Origin of the sequence: Streptomyces sp. NBC_01304, from assembly GCF_035975855.1 — a bacterium.
Classification (GTDB): Bacteria; Actinomycetota; Actinomycetes; order Streptomycetales; family Streptomycetaceae; genus Streptomyces.
This window is the reverse complement of record NZ_CP109055.1, coordinates 4,669,649-4,686,305: the sequence shown is the minus strand read 5'-3', so window position 1 is coordinate 4,686,305 and position 16,657 is coordinate 4,669,649. Positions and strand designations below refer to the sequence as shown.

At 71.6% G+C, this 16,657-nt stretch carries 11 protein-coding genes and 1 riboswitch; of the genes, 6 read left to right on the top strand and 5 right to left on the bottom strand.

Features of this window, described 5'->3' with window-relative positions; genetic code table 11:
• Positions 1 to 25: 25 nt before the first annotated feature.
• Positions 26 to 820 carry a M48 family metallopeptidase gene (locus OG430_RS20435; RefSeq protein WP_327353992.1) on the top strand — a complete coding sequence of 265 codons (795 nt, stop codon included), beginning with the start codon at positions 26 to 28 and terminating at the stop codon, positions 818 to 820.
• A gap of 49 nt (positions 821 to 869) precedes the next feature.
• Here OG430_RS20435 and OG430_RS20430 read toward each other — a convergent pair whose 3' ends face one another.
• Positions 870 to 1,913, bottom strand: a complete 1,044-nt coding sequence (locus OG430_RS20430) for a C40 family peptidase (RefSeq protein WP_327353991.1) — start codon at positions 1,911 to 1,913, stop codon at positions 870 to 872.
• Positions 1,914 to 2,241: 328 nt separating this feature from the next.
• Here OG430_RS20430 and OG430_RS20425 point away from each other — a divergent pair, with 328 nt between their 5' ends.
• Positions 2,242 to 2,595, top strand: coding sequence for a hypothetical protein (locus OG430_RS20425; RefSeq protein WP_327353990.1), 354 nt, complete (start codon positions 2,242 to 2,244; stop codon positions 2,593 to 2,595).
• A 99-nt stretch (positions 2,596 to 2,694) separates the two neighbouring features.
• Here OG430_RS20425 and OG430_RS20420 read toward each other — a convergent pair whose 3' ends face one another.
• Complete coding sequence (locus tag OG430_RS20420) at positions 2,695 to 3,867, bottom strand: C40 family peptidase (RefSeq protein ID WP_327353989.1); 1,173 nt, start codon at positions 3,865 to 3,867, stop codon at positions 2,695 to 2,697.
• 5 nt (positions 3,868 to 3,872) lie between these two features.
• Positions 3,873 to 4,046: riboswitch (cyclic di-AMP (ydaO/yuaA leader) on the bottom strand.
• A 282-nt stretch (positions 4,047 to 4,328) separates the two neighbouring features.
• On the opposite strand from OG430_RS20420, the gene OG430_RS20415 reads away from it, so the two are divergent.
• The 3 genes from OG430_RS20415 to OG430_RS20405 all read left to right on the top strand — a co-directional run bounded on the left by OG430_RS20415 (position 4,329) and on the right by OG430_RS20405 (position 11,233).
• A complete protein-coding gene (locus OG430_RS20415) occupies positions 4,329 to 7,622 on the top strand; it encodes an AfsR/SARP family transcriptional regulator (protein ID WP_327353988.1) in 3,294 nt (1,097 codons plus the stop codon).
• A gap of 147 nt (positions 7,623 to 7,769) precedes the next feature.
• A complete protein-coding gene (locus OG430_RS20410) occupies positions 7,770 to 8,486 on the top strand; it encodes a DUF4232 domain-containing protein (protein ID WP_327353987.1) in 717 nt (238 codons plus the stop codon).
• Between the two features lie 134 nt (positions 8,487 to 8,620).
• Positions 8,621 to 11,233 carry an ATP-dependent DNA helicase gene (locus tag OG430_RS20405; RefSeq protein ID WP_327353986.1) on the top strand — a complete coding sequence of 871 codons (2,613 nt, stop codon included), beginning with the start codon at positions 8,621 to 8,623 and terminating at the stop codon, positions 11,231 to 11,233.
• 76 nt (positions 11,234 to 11,309) lie between these two features.
• Here the strand turns inward: OG430_RS20405 and OG430_RS20400 are convergent, their stop codons facing one another.
• Positions 11,310 to 12,875 carry a peptidoglycan DD-metalloendopeptidase family protein gene (locus OG430_RS20400; protein ID WP_327353985.1) on the bottom strand — a complete coding sequence of 522 codons (1,566 nt, stop codon included), beginning with the start codon at positions 12,873 to 12,875 and terminating at the stop codon, positions 11,310 to 11,312.
• A 262-nt stretch (positions 12,876 to 13,137) separates the two neighbouring features.
• On the bottom strand, positions 13,138 to 13,998 hold the full coding sequence (locus OG430_RS20395; RefSeq protein WP_327353984.1) for an esterase/lipase family protein: 861 nt from the start codon (positions 13,996 to 13,998) through the stop codon (positions 13,138 to 13,140).
• Between the two features lie 360 nt (positions 13,999 to 14,358).
• Here OG430_RS20395 and OG430_RS20390 point away from each other — a divergent pair, with 360 nt between their 5' ends.
• Positions 14,359 to 14,775: a cobalamin B12-binding domain-containing protein gene (locus tag OG430_RS20390; protein WP_327353983.1), complete on the top strand. Its 417-nt coding sequence runs from the start codon at positions 14,359 to 14,361 to the stop codon at positions 14,773 to 14,775.
• A 167-nt stretch (positions 14,776 to 14,942) separates the two neighbouring features.
• Here the strand turns inward: OG430_RS20390 and OG430_RS20385 are convergent, their stop codons facing one another.
• Positions 14,943 to 16,514 (bottom strand): DUF5691 domain-containing protein, encoded by a 1,572-nt coding sequence (locus OG430_RS20385; protein ID WP_327353982.1) that lies wholly within the window; start codon positions 16,512 to 16,514, stop codon positions 14,943 to 14,945.
• Positions 16,515 to 16,657: the final 143 nt, after the last annotated feature.

Genomic DNA, 16,657 nt, shown 5'->3' with positions numbered 1-16,657 from the left:
CGTCGCGGCCGGGGACAATGGGGCCATGCCACGTTCCATCGGACCCTCAGCCGCCGGCCGTCACCCTCTGGTGGACGGCCGGCGACTGGTCGTGGCTGACCGCACGTACAACGTCAAGGTCAGTGATCGGCGTACGCGCCTCGGTATCACTGTCGAGCGTGATGGATCACTGACGCTCCGCGTACCCGCAGGCTGCGCACCGGACCGGGCGGAGGCCTTCCTGCGTCAGAGCGGCGCATGGATCGATGACAAGCTGAGGCTGCGGGCCGAGCACAGGCCCGCGCATCCGGTCCGTGCTTTCAAGGACGGAGAGACGTTCCGCTACCTGGGCCGCGACTACCGGCTACTACTGGTGGCTTCCAGTGAGAGCAGTACCCCGGTCCGGCTTTTCGCGGGTCGGCTGAGGCTGGATGAAACTCTGGCAGCACGCCCCGAGAAGGCCCGCCGCGCGCTGATCGACTGGTACCGCACCACCGGTCTGGCGTGGTCACGGGGGCGGCTGCAGCCCTGGGCCGCCCGCATGGAGGTCCCGGAACCCGACATCGTCGTCAGGGATGTTGGGGGGCGCTGGGGGACCTACCGCTCCGGGAACGGCGGTGACGGTCGCCAGGGACAGATGGCACTGCACTGGGCGCTGTTCCAACTGCCCGCACATCTCGTGGACTACGTGATCGCTCACGAACTGGCCCACATCAGGATCCCCGGACACGGAGCGGACTACTGGCGGCTGCTCCAGCAGGCAGTGCCCGCGTACGCGGAACACAAGGCCGAGCTGGACGATCTCGGCCGCCGCCTTTGGCTGGGGGAGACGAAGGTCTGAGGGTTGGAGTAGCTGGACACCGGCTGGCCAGGTGGGTCGGTCGAATCGCTCACCCCACCCGCGTAGCCCCCGCAAACGGCATCTGATCCACCGGCGCCAGCCGGACCGGTGCGCTCGGATTCGGGGCGTGGATCATCTGGCCGTTGCCCACGTAGATGCCCACGTGGCTGATGCCCGAGTAGAAGAACACCAGGTCGCCCGGGGCGAGTTCGGAGCGGGAGACGCGCTGTCCCGCGTTGATCTGGGTGTACGTGGTGCGGGGCAGCGCGACGCCCGCCGAGCGGTATGCGGCCTGGGTCAGCCCCGAGCAGTCGAAGGCACTGGGGCCCGAGGCCCCCCAGACATAGGGGCTGCCGAGGGCCCCGTACGCGAACGAAACGGCCTGTGCGGCACGGGCGTTGGGGGCCTTGGCCGCGCCGCGCGGCGTCGAGCGCGAGGCCCGCGCCTCCCCGCCGTCACTCTCCTGCGCGAACCGGTCCTGCTGCTCGGCAGTGAGCCGCTTGAGCAGCAGCTTGGCCTCCGCCAGCTTGCCGGTGACCGACTCCTTGTGCGCCTTCAAGTCGGCCTGCACGTCCCGGAGTTCGGCGTGCCTGTCGTCGGCCGTCGCACGCAGCTGCGCCAGCTCGCGCAACCGCTCCTGCACGCCCTCGATCGCGGTGGCCTGCCGGTGCCCGGCCCGGTCGGCGAGCGAGGCCCGCTCCAGGTACTGGTCGGGGTCGGAGGAGAGGGCGAGCTGCAGTCCGGGGTCGATGATGCCGGCGCGGTACTGGGCCGTGGCCGTCGAACCGAGCTGCCTGCGGGCCGAGTTGAGGTCCTCGGCCTTGCGGGCGGCCTCGTCCTGCAGCTCGCCCACGTCCTCCTTGACCTTCGCCGCCTTCTCCTTGGCGCCGTTGTACTTCTCGGTGGCGATCTCCGCCTCGTGGTAGAGCCGGTCGACCTTGGCCTTCACCTGGGCGGCGGTGAGGCGGGGCTCCGCGTGTCCGGTGCCGTCGAAGGCGGTCGCGCTCGCGGCCGAGGCCAGGGCGAGGGTGGCGGCGGTGCGTGCCGTGTTGCCGGTGAGCGAGCGCGGTTTGGGCTTTCGATGTGCGGCCACGTACGTCTCGTCTCCCTTACGCGTCCGGCGGCGGCCCGCACAGGGGGAGCGGGCCGCCGCCGGACCTCTCGGCGGTGGTGACCGACTGCCGTCCCAGCGGATGCGGACGACGGTGGGGAGCCGGTCACCTCGGGAAGGACGCTAAACCTGGGCGTCACGACTTGGTGACGGATTGTACGTAACTGTCCGAAGAGGGATAGCTGATGACCATTCCTGGCCGCACTCGCGGACGGACCCCACCCCATCGACGTACGACTGTGACCGAAGCGGCGGAAGTGACCGACCTGGTGGAAGAGGGGTGGTATGGACCCGGCTAGGCTCCGGCCTCATGGACGTACTCATCAACGTGTTCGTCGGCCTGCACATCATCGGCATCGCCTCGCTCCTCGGCGGTTTCCTGACTCAGATGAAGGCGATGGGCCAGGGCACGGCACGGTTCACGCCGCCGATGCTGCACGGCGCGCTGACCATGCTGGTCACCGGTGTGGCGCTGGTCGGGCTCAATCAGGCGGACGACCAGACGGTCAACAACCTCAAGATCGGCATCAAGCTGGCCGTGCTGATCGTGATCCTCGGGCTCGTGTATGTGAAGCGGGACGAGGAGAAGGCCGAGAAGGCGATGTTCGGCGCGGTGGGCGCGCTGACCGTCGTGAACATCTTCATCGCCGTGCTCTGGACCTGAGCCCGGCAAGGTTCTGGACCTGAGCCCGGCAAGTTCCAGCGACGGTGAAGCCCCGGTGCCGAGTGGCGCCGGGGCTTCTTCGCGTCGTACGGAACTGCGTCAGGCCGGCCGGACCACGCTGTGGATCGGCATGTAGTAGATCGACTCGGTGCGTACGTTCGCACCCGGCTTCGGCGCGTGGATCATCTGGCCGTCGCCGATGTAGATGCCGACGTGGCTGATGTCGTCGTAGAAGAAGACGAGGTCGCCGGGCTTGGCGTCCGCGACCTTGACGGTCGTGCCGACCTTCACCTGGTCCCAGGTGGTGCGCGGCAGCGTGATCCCGGCGGCGGCCCAGGCGTCCTGGGTCAGGCCCGAGCAGTCGTACGAGTCGGGGCCGGTGGCACCCCAGACGTACGGCTTGCCCATCTGGGCCCGGGCGAAGCTGAGCACCTTCTCGGCCTTCGCGGCGTAACTGCTGTCCGAGGAGCCGGAGTCGCTGCCGGAGCCGGATCCCGAGCCGGAGTCCTGCCCCTCCTCCTTCTCCTTCGCGGCCTCCTCGGCGGCCTTCCGCTTGGCCGCCTCCTCCGCCGCGGCCTGCTTGCGCGCCAGCTCCTCGGCCTTCTTGCGGGCCTCTTCTTCCTTCTTCTTCTCGATCGCCGCGAGCCGCGCCTTCTCCTCGGCGGTCAGCTTCGAAAGCAGCTCACGCGCCTCGGTCAGCTTCGACTGGACGTCCGACTTGCTCGTCCGCAGGTCGTCCTGGGCGTCGGTGAGCGACGCGAGGCTCTTGGTCGCCTCGCCGCGCTTCTCGGTCGCCTCGGCCTGCAGGTCCTTGTACTCGTCGACCGCGGACTGCTGGCTCTTGCTCATGCGGCTCATCAGCTGGCGCTGGTCGAACAGCTGCTGCGGATCGTCGGCGAGCAGCATGTTGGCCGTGGCCGAGGTGGAGCCGTTGCGGTACTGGGCCGCGGCGATCGAACCGAGCTCGCGGCGCGCGTCGTTCAGCTTGTCGGTGCGCTTGGCGACCTGGTCGAGCAGATCGTCGACGTGTCCGCGCTGGCTGTCGGTGCGTTCCTTCGCCGCGTTGTACTTCTGGGTGGCGACGCCGGCCTGCCGGTAGAGGTCGTCGACCTTCTTCTGGACCTCTTCCAGGGACGGCTTGGGCTTGCTGGGCGCGGCGTTCGCGCTCTGCGCCAGGAGCGCCACGGAGGTCAGGGCGGCCGTGGTCATGCCGACGGCCTGAGCTGTACGTATTCGACCGGACCGACTGCGCGGCTTGCGGTGCGACGCCAAGGAGGCGCTCCTTCCAGTGACCGCCTACCGGGTTAGCTGTCGGGTTCGGGCGGGTGGTTCGGAAGGCTGCCCTACGGTCTTGTACGTCTTGCTCGTACGCGACCGATTCACCCCAAGGTCAAGTTGGGTCCCCGGCTCCGGTTTGCCTGTGGGCGCACCGGACTCGGCGCGAGCCGCCCGTTCCCGACGTCTGTCGCCGGTGGGGGTACGGGTTGCTCGCGGAGCACGCTAGCCAACACGTGTGGCTGCTGTGAAGGTTGATGTTCGATATGCCCGATACATTTTCGTGACCTTGATAACTCCGCTGTCCGGTTTGCTGTTCCTTGTCGTCACAACTGGTGTCTTGCTGCGACGCCCGGCCGCAGGTGCGGCCCGGCCCGGGCGCTGCCAGGCGGTCGTGCGCGGGGACGTCACCGACCCCTCCGGTAATCTGGTGCTTTCCCCCACAAGGAGTTGCTTCCGTGGAGTTCCGGCTGCTCGGAGCGGTTTCCGTCGCCACCGAGACCGGCGAACTGCCACTCGGCCCCGCCAAGCGGCGCAGCCTGCTCGCCGCCCTGCTGCTGCGGCCCAACCATCCGGTGCCGGTGGACCAGTTGACCGACGCCCTGTGGGAGCACGAGCCGCCGGCTCGCGCCCGCAGCGTCATCCAGGGTCATGTGTCGCGGCTGCGGGCCCTGTTCGCGGAGGCGGACGCCGAGATGTTCGGGGTCGAACTGGTCACGCAGGGCACGGCGTACGTGCTGCGCATGCCGGAGAGCCTGCTCGACGCCCACCGCTTCGAGGAACTGGTGACGCTGGCCCGCAGCCAGCGCGCGCCGGCCGATGCCGTGGCGATGTACCGGGAGGCCCTCTCGCTGTGGCAGGGCCCGGCCCTGACCGGCGCCTACCCGAGCCCGCCGCTGCAGGCCGCCGCGCACGCGCTCGAGGAACTGCGGCTCGCCTCCGTGGAGTTGCTGGCCGCCGACTACGGGCGCCTCGGCGAGCACGCGCGCGCCGCTGCCTTGTTGCGTGCGGAGGCCGGGGCCCATCCGCTGCGCGAGTCGCTGTCCGCCGCGCTCATGACGGCCCTGCAGCGGGCGGGACGCCGCTCGGAGGCGCTCGACTGGTTCCACCGCACGCGGCGGCTGCTCGCCGACGAGCTGGGCGTGGATCCGGGGCACGAGCTGGCGGACGCGTACGCGGTGGCGTTGCGCGGGGAGGAGCTGCGCGGGCAGGCGGGGCAGAGGACGAGCGCCGACGTGGCGGAACCTTTGTCCCCGACTCGGGCCCCCGCTCCGGCCGCACCGGCCCAGCCGCAGGCCCAGGTCTCAGCTCCGGGGTTGACCGAGGCCCAGGCCCAGGCCCAGGCCCAGGCCCAGGCCCAGGCCCCGGTTCCGGCCCCGGCCCAGGTGGCGGCTCCCGCCCTGGGCCAGGTCCCAGCTCCGGGGTTGGCCGAGGCGCAGGCCCTGGCGCAGGCCCAGGCCCCGGCGCAGGCTCAGGCCCTGGCGCAGGCCCAGGATCCGGCCTCGGCTCGGGTCCAGGCTTCGGCCCATGTCGCAGATCCGGCCTCGGCTCGGGGTCAGGTCCCGGCCCATGTCGCAGATCCGGCCTTGGCGCAGGCGCAGGGTCCGGACTCGGCTCGGGTCGAGGATCCGGCCCAGGTCCCAGCTCCAGTGTTGACCGAAGTCCAGGCTCCCGCCCAGGACGCAGCTCCGGCACTGACGCAGGCCCCGGCCCCGCCCCAGCTCCCAGCTCAGGCCCTGCCCGAGGTCCAGGCTCCGGCCTTGGCGCAGGCCCCGGCCTACCCGCCCGCGCCCCACTCGCCCGCGCCCGCGTCCGCCTCGCCGACGCCCCCACTGCCCGCCACCGTCGACCTCCTGCCCCGCATGCCCCGTGGCTTCCACGGTCGCGCCGCCGAGCTCACCGCCCTGTCCCGCGCCGCCGCCGGCGAGGCCCCGGTGTGTCTGGTCACCGGCCCCGCCGGCGTGGGCAAGACGGCGCTCGTCGTGCACTGGGCGCACCGCAACCGCGCCGCGTTCCCCGGCGGACTGCTCTACGCGGACCTGCGCGGTTTCAGCGACACCGGCGCCCCGCCCCGCGCCGAGGTGCTCCGCGAGTTCCTGCTCGCCCTCGGGGTCCCGCCGCGCCGGATACCCGAGTCGGCCGACGGCGCCTCCGCGCTGTTCCGCTCCCTGGCCGCCGACCGCCAACTCCTCGTCGTACTCGACAACGCACACGGCTCCGAGCAGGTCAGGGAGCTGCTGCCGGGCGGCACCGATTGCGTCACCGTCGTCACCAGCCGCTACCGGCTGCGCGGCCTGATCGCCTCCGACGCCGCCCGGCCCGTGCCCGTCGACGTCCTCGGCCCCGACGACGGCACCGCCCTGCTCGCCGCGGTCCTCGGCAAGGAGCGCGTCCTCGCCGAGGCGGTCGCCGCCCGGCGTCTCGCCGAACTGTGCGGCGGTCTGCCGCTCGCCCTCCGGGTGGCCGCCGCGCGACTCGCGGACCAGCCGGACTGGTCGCTCGGCGAGATGAGCGCCGAACTCTCCGACGCCTCCCGCCGGTTGAGCCTCCTGGACGTGGAGGACACGGGCGTACGCGCCGCACTGCGCCTCACCGTGAGCCGCCTGCCCGAAGCCGCTGCGCACCACTTCGCCCACCTCGGCCGGCACCCCGGCACCCACGTCGACCGCTACACGGCCGCCGCCCTGGCCGGCACCGACCCGGACGCGGCCGAGGCCGCCCTGGACCGCCTCGCCGCCGCCCACCTGGTCATCCGCACCGCACCGGGGCGCTGGACCCTGCACGATCTCGTACGGCTGTACGCGCGCGGCCTCGACGCGGAACCCGACGCCGTCCGGCGCGTCCTCGACCACACGGTGGCCACCGCCCTGGCCGCGGCCGACGCCGCCGAACCCGGCGACGAGCCGTGCTTCGACCTGCCCGTGGACTTCCAACCACCGCGGGCGGTACGGGAGTTCACCGGCCGCGAGCAGGCCATGGCCTGGTACGCGGCCGAACGCGACGACCTCACCCTTGCGGCCGCCGCCGCGCACACCGCCGGGCTGCACGGCCGGACCTGGCGGATCGTCCTGGGCCTGTGGCCACAGATCGTGTGGCGGGTCCGCGACGGCTGGACCCCCTTGCTGCAGCGGGCACTTGAGGCGGCCCGGGCCGACGGCGACGTACGCGCCGAGGGCCGGGTCCTCGCCCTGCTCGGCTGGGTCCTGACCGAGGAGGGCCGCATCCGGGAGGCCCTGATCCACCTTGAGGCGGCCCCGGCGCTCGCCGCCCGCGCCGGCGATCCGCACGGCGAGGCCACCGCCCTGGTCAACCTCTCGCTCGCCCAGGCGGCCCTCGGCGACCCGGAAGAGGCCGCCGAAGGCTGCGTACAGGCGGCGGAACTGGCGCGCGCCACCGGCGACCGGCACATCGAGCGACTCGCCCTGCACCACCTCGCCCGGCACCGGCTGGAGGCCGCGCAGTGGCAGTCGGCCCTCGAAACGGCCACCGCCGCACTCGCCCTCGACGGCTCCCCGGACCCCTCGGGTGCGTCCCGGGTGCTGCTCCTCACGGCGGCCGGGGAGGCCCTGCTCGGGATGGGCGAGGAGGCCGAGGGCGTCCGGCGCCTGCGGGGCGCGGCGGACGAGGCGGAGGCGTCCGGCTACGACGAGGGCGCCGTGCGGGCGCTCGGCGCGCTGCTGAAGGTATCGGCGGACGTGGGGCTGCGAGCGCGCTACGACACGGCTCTCGTACGACTCACATCTCAGTCCTGACCTGCGCTTTCGCCCAAGTGGGGCGAACGTCAGCGGGACGTCAGCGGGGCGTGAGCGAAGCGCCAGCGGGCCCGGCCAAGCTGAGTGCAGACCACAGCGGAGGCGACGCCTCCGCGACCGACCGCTCCACCGCACGGGGGAACTCACATGCGTACCACTCGAATCCGCACCACCGCCCTGGCCGCCGCCGCCACCGCAGTCCTGGCCCTGGGCCTGACCGCCTGCGGCGGCTCGGACAGCGACAGCGGCAGCGGCAAGGGCACCAACGTCGACGTCGGCAAGAGCGCCGGCAAGACCGCGGGTGCGGAGGGCTCGGAGAAGTCGGGCGGCGACGAGTCGACCGACGCCAAGTCGTCCTCCGGCCAGGGCACTTCCGGCGGTGGCTCCGGCTCCGGCGGCTCGGGCGCCGACAAGGCCTCCGCCGACTCCGCCGTCGGCGAGCCGTGCAAGGGCGACGAGCTGTCGATCTCCGTGCTGCACCGCTTCCCGGCCGAGCAGGGCGAGCACCTGCTGATCACGGCGAAGAACGCCGACTCCAAGCCCTGCTGGGTCACGTCGTACCCGTCGGTCATGCTCGGGGACACCTCGAAGGTCCTCAGCCTCTCGTCCAAGGACGACTCCAGCGGCACCACCAAGGTCACGATCACGCCCGGCGGCGAGGTCTACTCCGCGGTGGCCCTCTTCGTCGACGGCGACAAGACCAACACCTCGACCGAGCTCTCCATCGCCCTGCGCGACCAGAGCGGCGACACCGGCCCGGGCCACGAGAACGGGGCCGTCGACAGCAAGGGCGGGGAGTCGGAGTTCACCTGGGACGGCGCGGACGTGACGAACTGGAACACCGAGAAGCCGTACGACTTCTAGGAACTCGGAACTCCGCGTATCCGTGCGACGTCTCGGAACTCCACGTGTCCATACGACTTCTGAGCGTCACCACCCGTCCCGGGTTCGCGAACCCGGGACGGGCTGTCAGTGGAGCCGCCTAGACTCGGTAGGCGATGAGCAGCCTCTTTGACGACAGCTTCCTGGCGGACCTCCAGCCCTCGGCCGAGACGCCCCCGCCGCCCCCCGAGGAGCACGCCCCGGAGGAGATCCCGGACGATCTCTTCGGGGGCCGGTTCGACGCGCCGGTGCAGCGGGAGTCCCACTACCGGGACGGCGCGCCCCGCCCCGTCGTGGACCCGGCGGCGCTGCTCGACGGGCTGAACGAGAACCAGCGGGCCGCCGTGGTGCACTCCGGCGCCCCCCTGCTCATCGTGGCCGGCGCAGGCTCCGGCAAGACCCGCGTGCTGACCCACCGCATCGCGTACCTGCTCGGCGAGCGGAACGTCCACCCGGGCTCGATCCTCGCGATCACCTTCACCAACAAGGCCGCGGGCGAGATGAAGGAGCGCGTCTCCGACCTCGTGGGCCCCCGGGCCAACGCGATGTGGGTGATGACCTTCCACAGCGCGTGCGTGCGCATCCTGCGCCGCGAGTCGAAGAGGCTCGGCTTCACCTCGTCCTTCTCGATCTACGATGCCGCCGATTCCAAGCGCCTGATGGCGCTGGTCTGCCGCGATCTGGACCTGGACCCGAAGAAGTTCCCGCCGAAGTCGTTCAGCGCCAAGATCTCGAACCTGAAGAACGAGCTGATCGACGAAGAGGACTTCGCAGGTCAAGCCGCTGACGGCTTCGAGAAGACCCTCGCCCAGGCGTACGCGATGTACCAGTCACGGCTGCGCGAGGCGAACGCGCTGGACTTCGACGACCTGATCATGACGACGGTCCACCTCCTTCGCGCCTTCCCGGACGTCGCAGAGCACTACCGCCGCCGCTTCCGGCACGTGATGGTCGACGAGTACCAGGACACCAACCACGCGCAGTACGCGCTGGTGCGCGAACTCGTCGGCACGGGCGCCCCGTTGGCCGACGGCGCCCCGGCGATCGAGCCCGCCGAGCTGTGCGTCGTGGGTGACGCCGACCAGTCGATCTACGCGTTCCGCGGCGCCACCATCCGCAACATCCTCCAGTTCGAGGAGAACTACCCGAACGCGACGACGATCCTCCTGGAGCAGAACTACCGCTCCACGCAGACGATCCTGAGTGCGGCCAACGCGGTCATCGAGCGCAACGAGAGCCGCCGCCCCAAGAACCTGTGGACCAACGCGGGCGCGGGCGCGCAGATCACCGGCTATGTCGCCGACACCGAGCACGACGAGGCGCAGTTCGTCGCCGAGGAGATCGACCGGCTCACCGACGCGGGCGACGCGAAGGCGGGCGACGTCGCGGTCTTCTACCGTACGAACGCACAGTCCCGAGTCTTCGAAGAGATCTTCATCCGGGTCGGCCTGCCCTACAAGGTCGTCGGCGGCGTCCGCTTCTACGAGCGCAAGGAAGTCCGGGACGTCCTCGCCTACCTGCGCGTCCTCGCCAACCCGGAGGACGCGGTGCCGCTGCGCCGCATCCTCAATGTCCCCAAGCGCGGCATCGGCGACCGCGCCGAGGCGATGATCGACGCCTTGTCGCAGCGCGAGAAGATCAGCTTCCCGCAGGCTCTGAAGCGCGTCGACGAGGCGTACGGCATGGCGGCCCGCTCCACGAACGCGGTGCGGCGGTTCAACGTACTGATGGAAGAACTGCGCACCATCGTCGAGTCGGGCGCCGGACCGGCCACGGTCCTGGAGGCCGTGCTCGAACGCACCGGATATCTGGCCGAGTTGCAGGCCTCCACCGACCCGCAGGACGAGACCCGCATCGAGAACCTGCAGGAACTCGCCGCCGTGGCGCTGGAGTTCGAGCAGGAGAACGCGAACGCGGCGACTGCTGAAGGGGACGGCGAAGCCGAGGGCGAAGCTCCGGCTGAAGCGGGGACTGAAGCTCAGGCTGCGGCCGACACCGAAGCTCCGGCCGAAGCGGAAGCTCCGGCCGAGGGCGGCGCGACGCCCGGCACCCTCGCCGCCTTCCTGGAGCGGGTCGCCCTGGTCGCCGACTCCGACCAGATCCCGGACGAGGAGGAGGACGGCTCGGGCGTCATCACCCTCATGACGCTGCACACCGCCAAGGGCCTCGAATTCCCCACCGTCTTCCTGACCGGCATGGAGGACGGAGTCTTCCCGCACATGCGATCGCTCGGCCAGGTCAAGGAGTTGGAGGAGGAGCGCCGCCTCGCGTACGTCGGCATCACCCGCGCCCGCGAGCGCCTCTACCTCACGCGCTCGACGATGCGCAGCGCCTGGGGCCAGCCCTCGTACAACCCGCCGTCCCGCTTCCTGGAGGAGATCCCGGACCAGCACCTGGACTGGAGGCGCACGGGCCCCGTGGTCCCGGCGCCGTCGTCCAAGGGATCCAGGGGCTCCGGCAGCGGTGTCACCTCGTCGCTGACGTCGACGCTGTCCTCGCTCTCCTCGTCCCGCTCGCGCGGCGGCCCCTCGGGCTTCGCGACCCGACGGGCGGGCGACAAGCCGGTGGTCTCGCTGGCGGTGGGGGACCGGGTCACGCACGACCAGTTCGGCCTGGGCACGGTCGTCTCGGTGGAGGGCGCGGGCGACAAGGCCCGGGCGACCATCGACTTCGGCGAGCCCAAGCCGAAGGTGCTGCTGCTCAGGTACGCGCCGGTGGAGAAGCTGTAGTTCGTACTTCCCCAAGCTCTCAACTACGTTCGAGCAGGGGAGGCCCCACTCCTGTGCGGGGTTCGGCCTGACTGGCTTACGTCGGGTCGAGCCCGTGGCTGCGCAGCCACGACAGGGGGTCGATCGCCGAGCCGCCGCCCGGGCGGACCTCGAAGTGCAGATGCGGCCCGGTGGAGTTGCCGGAGTTCCCGGAGAACGCGATCTCGTCGCCGGCCTTCACCGACCCGCTGCGGATCTTCGTGCTGGAGAGGTGGCAGTACCAGGTCTCCGTGCCGTCGGCGGCGGTCACTATGGCCATGTTGCCGTAGGCGCTGTTCCACTGCGTACGCACGGTGCCGTCCGTCGCGGCGAGCACCGAAGTGCCGTACGAGACGGGGAAGTCGATGCCCGTGTGCACGGACATCCAGTTGATGCCGGCCTGCCCGTAGTAGGCGCTCAGCCCCTGCTGCTTCACCGGGAGCGCGAACTTGGGCCGCATCGCTTCCTTGCGCGCGGCCTCCTCGGCCTTGCGCTTCTTCTCGGCGGCCTGGCGTTCCTTGAGGTCGATCCGCTCCTGGGTGCGGCTCGCCCGGTCCGCGAAGTCGTCGGCGTCCGCTGAGAGGTTGGCCAGCTGGGTGTCCAGCTTGCTGTTGGCCGCGGCCGGCTTGACCGACGCCGGGTCGGGCGCGGACTGCGTCTTGGTCTCGCCCTGGTCGCTGCCGAGGCCCACCGAGGCGGCGGCCACACCGGCGACACCGAGCGCGCACACCGAAGGCACGGCGACGGTGAGCAGCGCGGACCGCTTGGCGGGCGCCTTCCGCCGGCCCCGCCCGCCGCCCGCGCGGGGCGTGTGGGCCGAGGGGGTGAAGGCCGCGGCGGGCTCGTCGGCCGGGCCGCTGCCGTCGTCGTCGCCGTCATGGCGGTAGTCGTCCTGGCCGTAGGCCTCGTCCGGCTCGGCCTGCCCAGCGAACTCGCTGGGGCTGAACTCGTGCTCCGGCAAAGGCTGTTGGCCGTACGCGTCCTCGGCGGCCGGCTCCTGCGGGAAGGAGTGCTCCTGCGCGAAGGCCTGCTCGGGCTGGAAGGGCTGCTCGGGCTGGAACGCCTGCTCCTGCGCGAAGGGCGACTCGAAGGTCGTGGTCGGCGCGGCCTCGTAGCCGTCGTACGTCGTCGTGGTGTCGCCCGAGTTCCACGCGGTGGCGTCGTACGCGCCCGTGTCATAGGCGGTCGTGCCGTAGCCACCGGTGCCGAACGCGCCGCTGTCGTACGCCTGCGTCTGTGCCTGCCACTGCCCGGTGGCGTCCCACTGCTCGCCGGTGCCCGGGCCGGACTGGGCGGGGATGTCCGCGAGTTGCTGGTAACCGGTGGTCGCCCACATGGCGGTCGTGTCGTAGCTGCCGGTCTCGTACGAGGCGGCGTGCTGTGCCGCGTACGGGTCGGCGGGCGCGGTGGACCACTGGGCACTGTCCCACTGGCCGGTTCCCGCGGACTGCGCGGCGACGTCGTAGGCGGCGGTCTGCGTGGTGGCGTACGAGCCGGTCTGGGCGCCGTCGTACGACGCACCCGGCAGCTCGCCGAACAACGGGTCGGCAGCGAAAGAGGTGGTGTCGAAGGCACCGGTGGTGTAGCCGTCGTAACCGGCGGCATAGCCGTGCTGGTCGTTCACCAACTTCTCTTTCGCCTCGACAACAGGGGCAGAGCAGTGCGGTGACTGTACCCGGCGGTACGCGACGGCGACAATCTTCCGGGGGTTTCACGGCTTCAGGAAACGGGCAATCGGCCGCCTTTCGGCGGACTGTGGGCAGAGCCTTGGCCCTGCGTTCGAATGTTGTTCGGCATTTTGGGGTGCTCGGAGGGGGTCGACCGATCGGTTCCGGTCACCGCGAGTCGTGCGTGTGCCGCACGCGACTGCCCGTTCTGACGCGCCGTCAGGCGACGGAGGTCGAGCCCGCCGTGTGTGCCGGTGCCTCGTCGGAGTCGATGGCCTGGCGGATCCCGGCCGCGACGGCGGGGTGCACCGGCAGGGCGAGATGACCGATGCCGGTCACCCGGACGTTCTGCGCGAGCAGGTCGGGGTGGTCGATACAGGCGGACTCCAGGGGGTCCATCAGCGTGTCGAGGTCGCTCCAGAAGCTGACGAAGCGGGTACGGCAGTCGAGGGCCGGCGCGGTGAGTTCGGCGACGACGTCCGAGTCGGGGCGCATCTGCCGGACGATCGGGTGCGCGCTCATCACGGCGGCCACGCGGGTGCCGCCGTGCGGCGTGCCGAGGGTGACGAGGGTGCGTACGCGTACGTCGCCACCGAGCCGTTGCACGTAATAGCGGGCGATCAGTCCGCCGAGGCTGTGCCCGACGACATCCACCTCGTGGTGTCCGGTGCGCGCGCAGACCTCCTCGACATGTCCGGCGAGCAGCCGGGCGGCCGCCCGGATGTCGCAGGTCAGCGGCGAGTAGTTGAGGGACACGACATGCCGCCTGCCGTCCTTGATGAGGGAGCGGCGGAGCAGGACGAAGACCGAGCGGTTGTCGATGAAGCCGTGCAGCAGCACGACCGGCCTGGCGGCTGCCGGGTTCTTGGCCGGGAGCCGGGACGGCTCGGCCGGGTCCGTGGGCCGGTCCGGGGCGATGCCCGAGGGGTAGAGGAGGAGGTGTCCCGCGAGGACGGCCAGCTCCAGGGCGGTCGCCTTCAGGAGGGCGAGCGAGAGTGGCAGATGTGGCGTGGGGAGGAACTTGCCTGGTCGGCGCAGGCAGGGCGGAAAGAGAAGGGTCAGGGCCTTCGCGACCTGCATGGCCGGACCTCCGAACGGCGCACGGGAGGCGGCTCTGTCCCCCGTATGCCCTCACGGGGTGCCGCAGGAGATCGGAAGTACCACCGCACCACCACGCCGTGCGGCTGACGGCGTGGTGGTGCGGCGATCTCGAAGCGGCTCCCCTTGGCGCCGGTCCCCGTGCGGCCCGTGGGCCGCGTGATGCGGGGGTGGCGCATAGCGAACGTGTCCCACCGTGTGATTTCCCCCTCGCTCTGCACCGTGAAACTGCCGGGTACGGGATGCTGGGGATAACGTTCGTTCACCTTTCCCGAGAGCGCTCGGTGAGGTTTCGACAGAGTCCGGTTCAGGTGCGAGAGGGCTCGGTTCATGGAGGCAGTGATGGGTGTGGCAGCCGGTCCGATCCGCGTGGTGGTCGCCAAGCCGGGTCTCGACGGTCACGATCGCGGGGCCAAGGTCATCGCGCGTGCGCTGCGCGACGCCGGTATGGAGGTCATCTACACCGGCCTTCACCAGACGCCCGAGCAGATCGTGGACACCGCCATCCAGGAGGACGCCGACGCGATCGGCCTCTCCATCCTCTCGGGTGCGCACAACACGCTGTTCGCGAAGGTCATCGAGCTCCTGAAGGAGCGCGACGCGGAGGACATCAAGGTCTTCGGCGGCGGCATCATCCCGGAGGCGGACATCGCGCCGCTCAAGGAGAAGGGCGTCGCGGAGATCTTCACGCCCGGGGCGACGACGGTGTCGATCGTGGAGTGGGTACGGGCGAATGTGCGGCAGCCTGCGGGTGCGTGATTCGGGCTGATTCCCAAGCTCGCCCGCGTCTCTTCAGCCCGTCCGGCGTTTGAGGACAATCTTTTGCTTCTCGAAGCCGGCGGCAGCCTTACGGGAAGGGGCGGGGAGGGGCAGAAGAAGGGGTCCGGGGCGCAGCCCCGCGACGCCCACGGGTCCGACCCCGCCCATCAACCGGGGCCGGCCAGCTCCGCCCTCATCGCGGCCCGCAACCGCAACGTACCCACCAGACGCTGGAACGCCTCCGACCAGTACCCCACCGCCCCCGGCGACCCGTCCTCCGGCTCGTCCGGCAACGTGGCCAGGCTCTCCAGCCGAGTGGCCTGCGCAGGATCCAGACAGCGCTCGGCCAGCCCCATCACCCCACTGAAGCTCCAGGGGTAACTCCCCGCGTCCCGCGCGATGTTGAGCGCATCGACCACGGCCCGCCCGAGCGGCTCCGACCAGGGCACGGCACACCCGCCGAGCAGCTGGAAGGCCTCGGACAGGCCGTGCACGGCGATGAATCCGGCGACCCAGTCGGCCCGCTCGCCGGCCTCCAGCGTCGTGAGCAGCTTGGCGCGCTCGGCGAGCGAGACCGCGCCGGGCCCGCCCGCGTCCGGGGACGCCGGGGTGCCGAGCAGCGCCCGCGCCCAGTCGGCATCCCGCTGCCGCACCGCCGCACGGCACCAGGCCGCGTGCAGCTCGCCCTGCCAGTCGTCGGACACGGGCAGCCCCACGATCTCCTCCGGCCGGCGCCCGCCGAGCCGCCGCGACCAGGTCGCCAGCGGCGCCGACTCCACCAACTGGCCCAGCCACCAAGAGCGTTCGCCCCGCCCGGCCGGCGGGGTCGGGCTGATGCCGTCCCGCTCCATCGCTCCGTCGCACTCGTGCGGCGCCTCCACGGTGATGCCGCTGCGGGCGGGATCCAGGGCGATGCAGGACGCGGCGCGGGCGGCCATGCGGGCGGCGAGGGCCGAGCCGGGAAGCGCGGAGAGCAGCTCCGCCGCGGTGGCCCGGACATTGCGGCTGCGGTCGCTCAGGGCCTGCTCCAGGAACGGCTCGTCCGCGTCCGAAAGGCCGGTGCGCAGCGAATCGAGGAACATCAGGCGGTCCTCGGCGCGCTCCTTGGGCCAGGTGGCGGCGAGCAGCTCCCGCGCGGCCCGGGCGTCGTGCGCCCGCACGGCGGCGAGCAGGGCGACGCGCTCCGCGAACAGCCCCTCGTTCCACAGCTGTTGCACCCCTGCGGTGTCCTCGGGTGAGGGCAGCGCGGAGCCGCCCGGCGCGGTGCGCAGGGCGAACTTCCAGTCCGGGTTGAGCCGGGCCAGCCAGAGCGCGCGGGGGCCCGCGAAGAGCAGTGCCTGCGGGCGCAGATCGGTGCGGCCCCGGGCCGCGTCCAGGAGGGCGGGCAGAAGCTCGGGCGGTGCGGCGTAACCGCGGTCGTTGGCCGCGATCAGCCACTGGGGGAGGAGCTCGGTGAGATCGGGGGCGGTGCCGCGCCGCCCGCCCTGCCCGACCCCCGGCCGGTCGGACAGCAGCATCGCCAGCCGCGCTCTGGCCGCGTCGGGCAGCGGGTCCCGGAGATCGGGCACGGCCCGCTCGGGACGGGAGGCGGCCGGGGCGGGGCGCAGGCCCGCGCGGCGGCGAACGGTGTGCAGCGCCGCGCCGTCGAGGAGCGCGCCGGGAGTCGGAGACGTACGGCCCCGGCGGTCGGTGCCCAACAGGGCGGTGGTGACGAGGTCTTCCCAGGTGGTGGTGCTCATGCCGCGCCTCCTGTTTGCTCTTTCAGCCCTGTTCTTTCGGAGCCCTGTTCTTCAGGCGCCTGCCAGCACCTGCCAGTGCCCTTCGGCGCCTGCCAGCACCTGCCAGTGCCCTTCGGCGCCTGCCAGTGCCTGCCAGTGCCTGC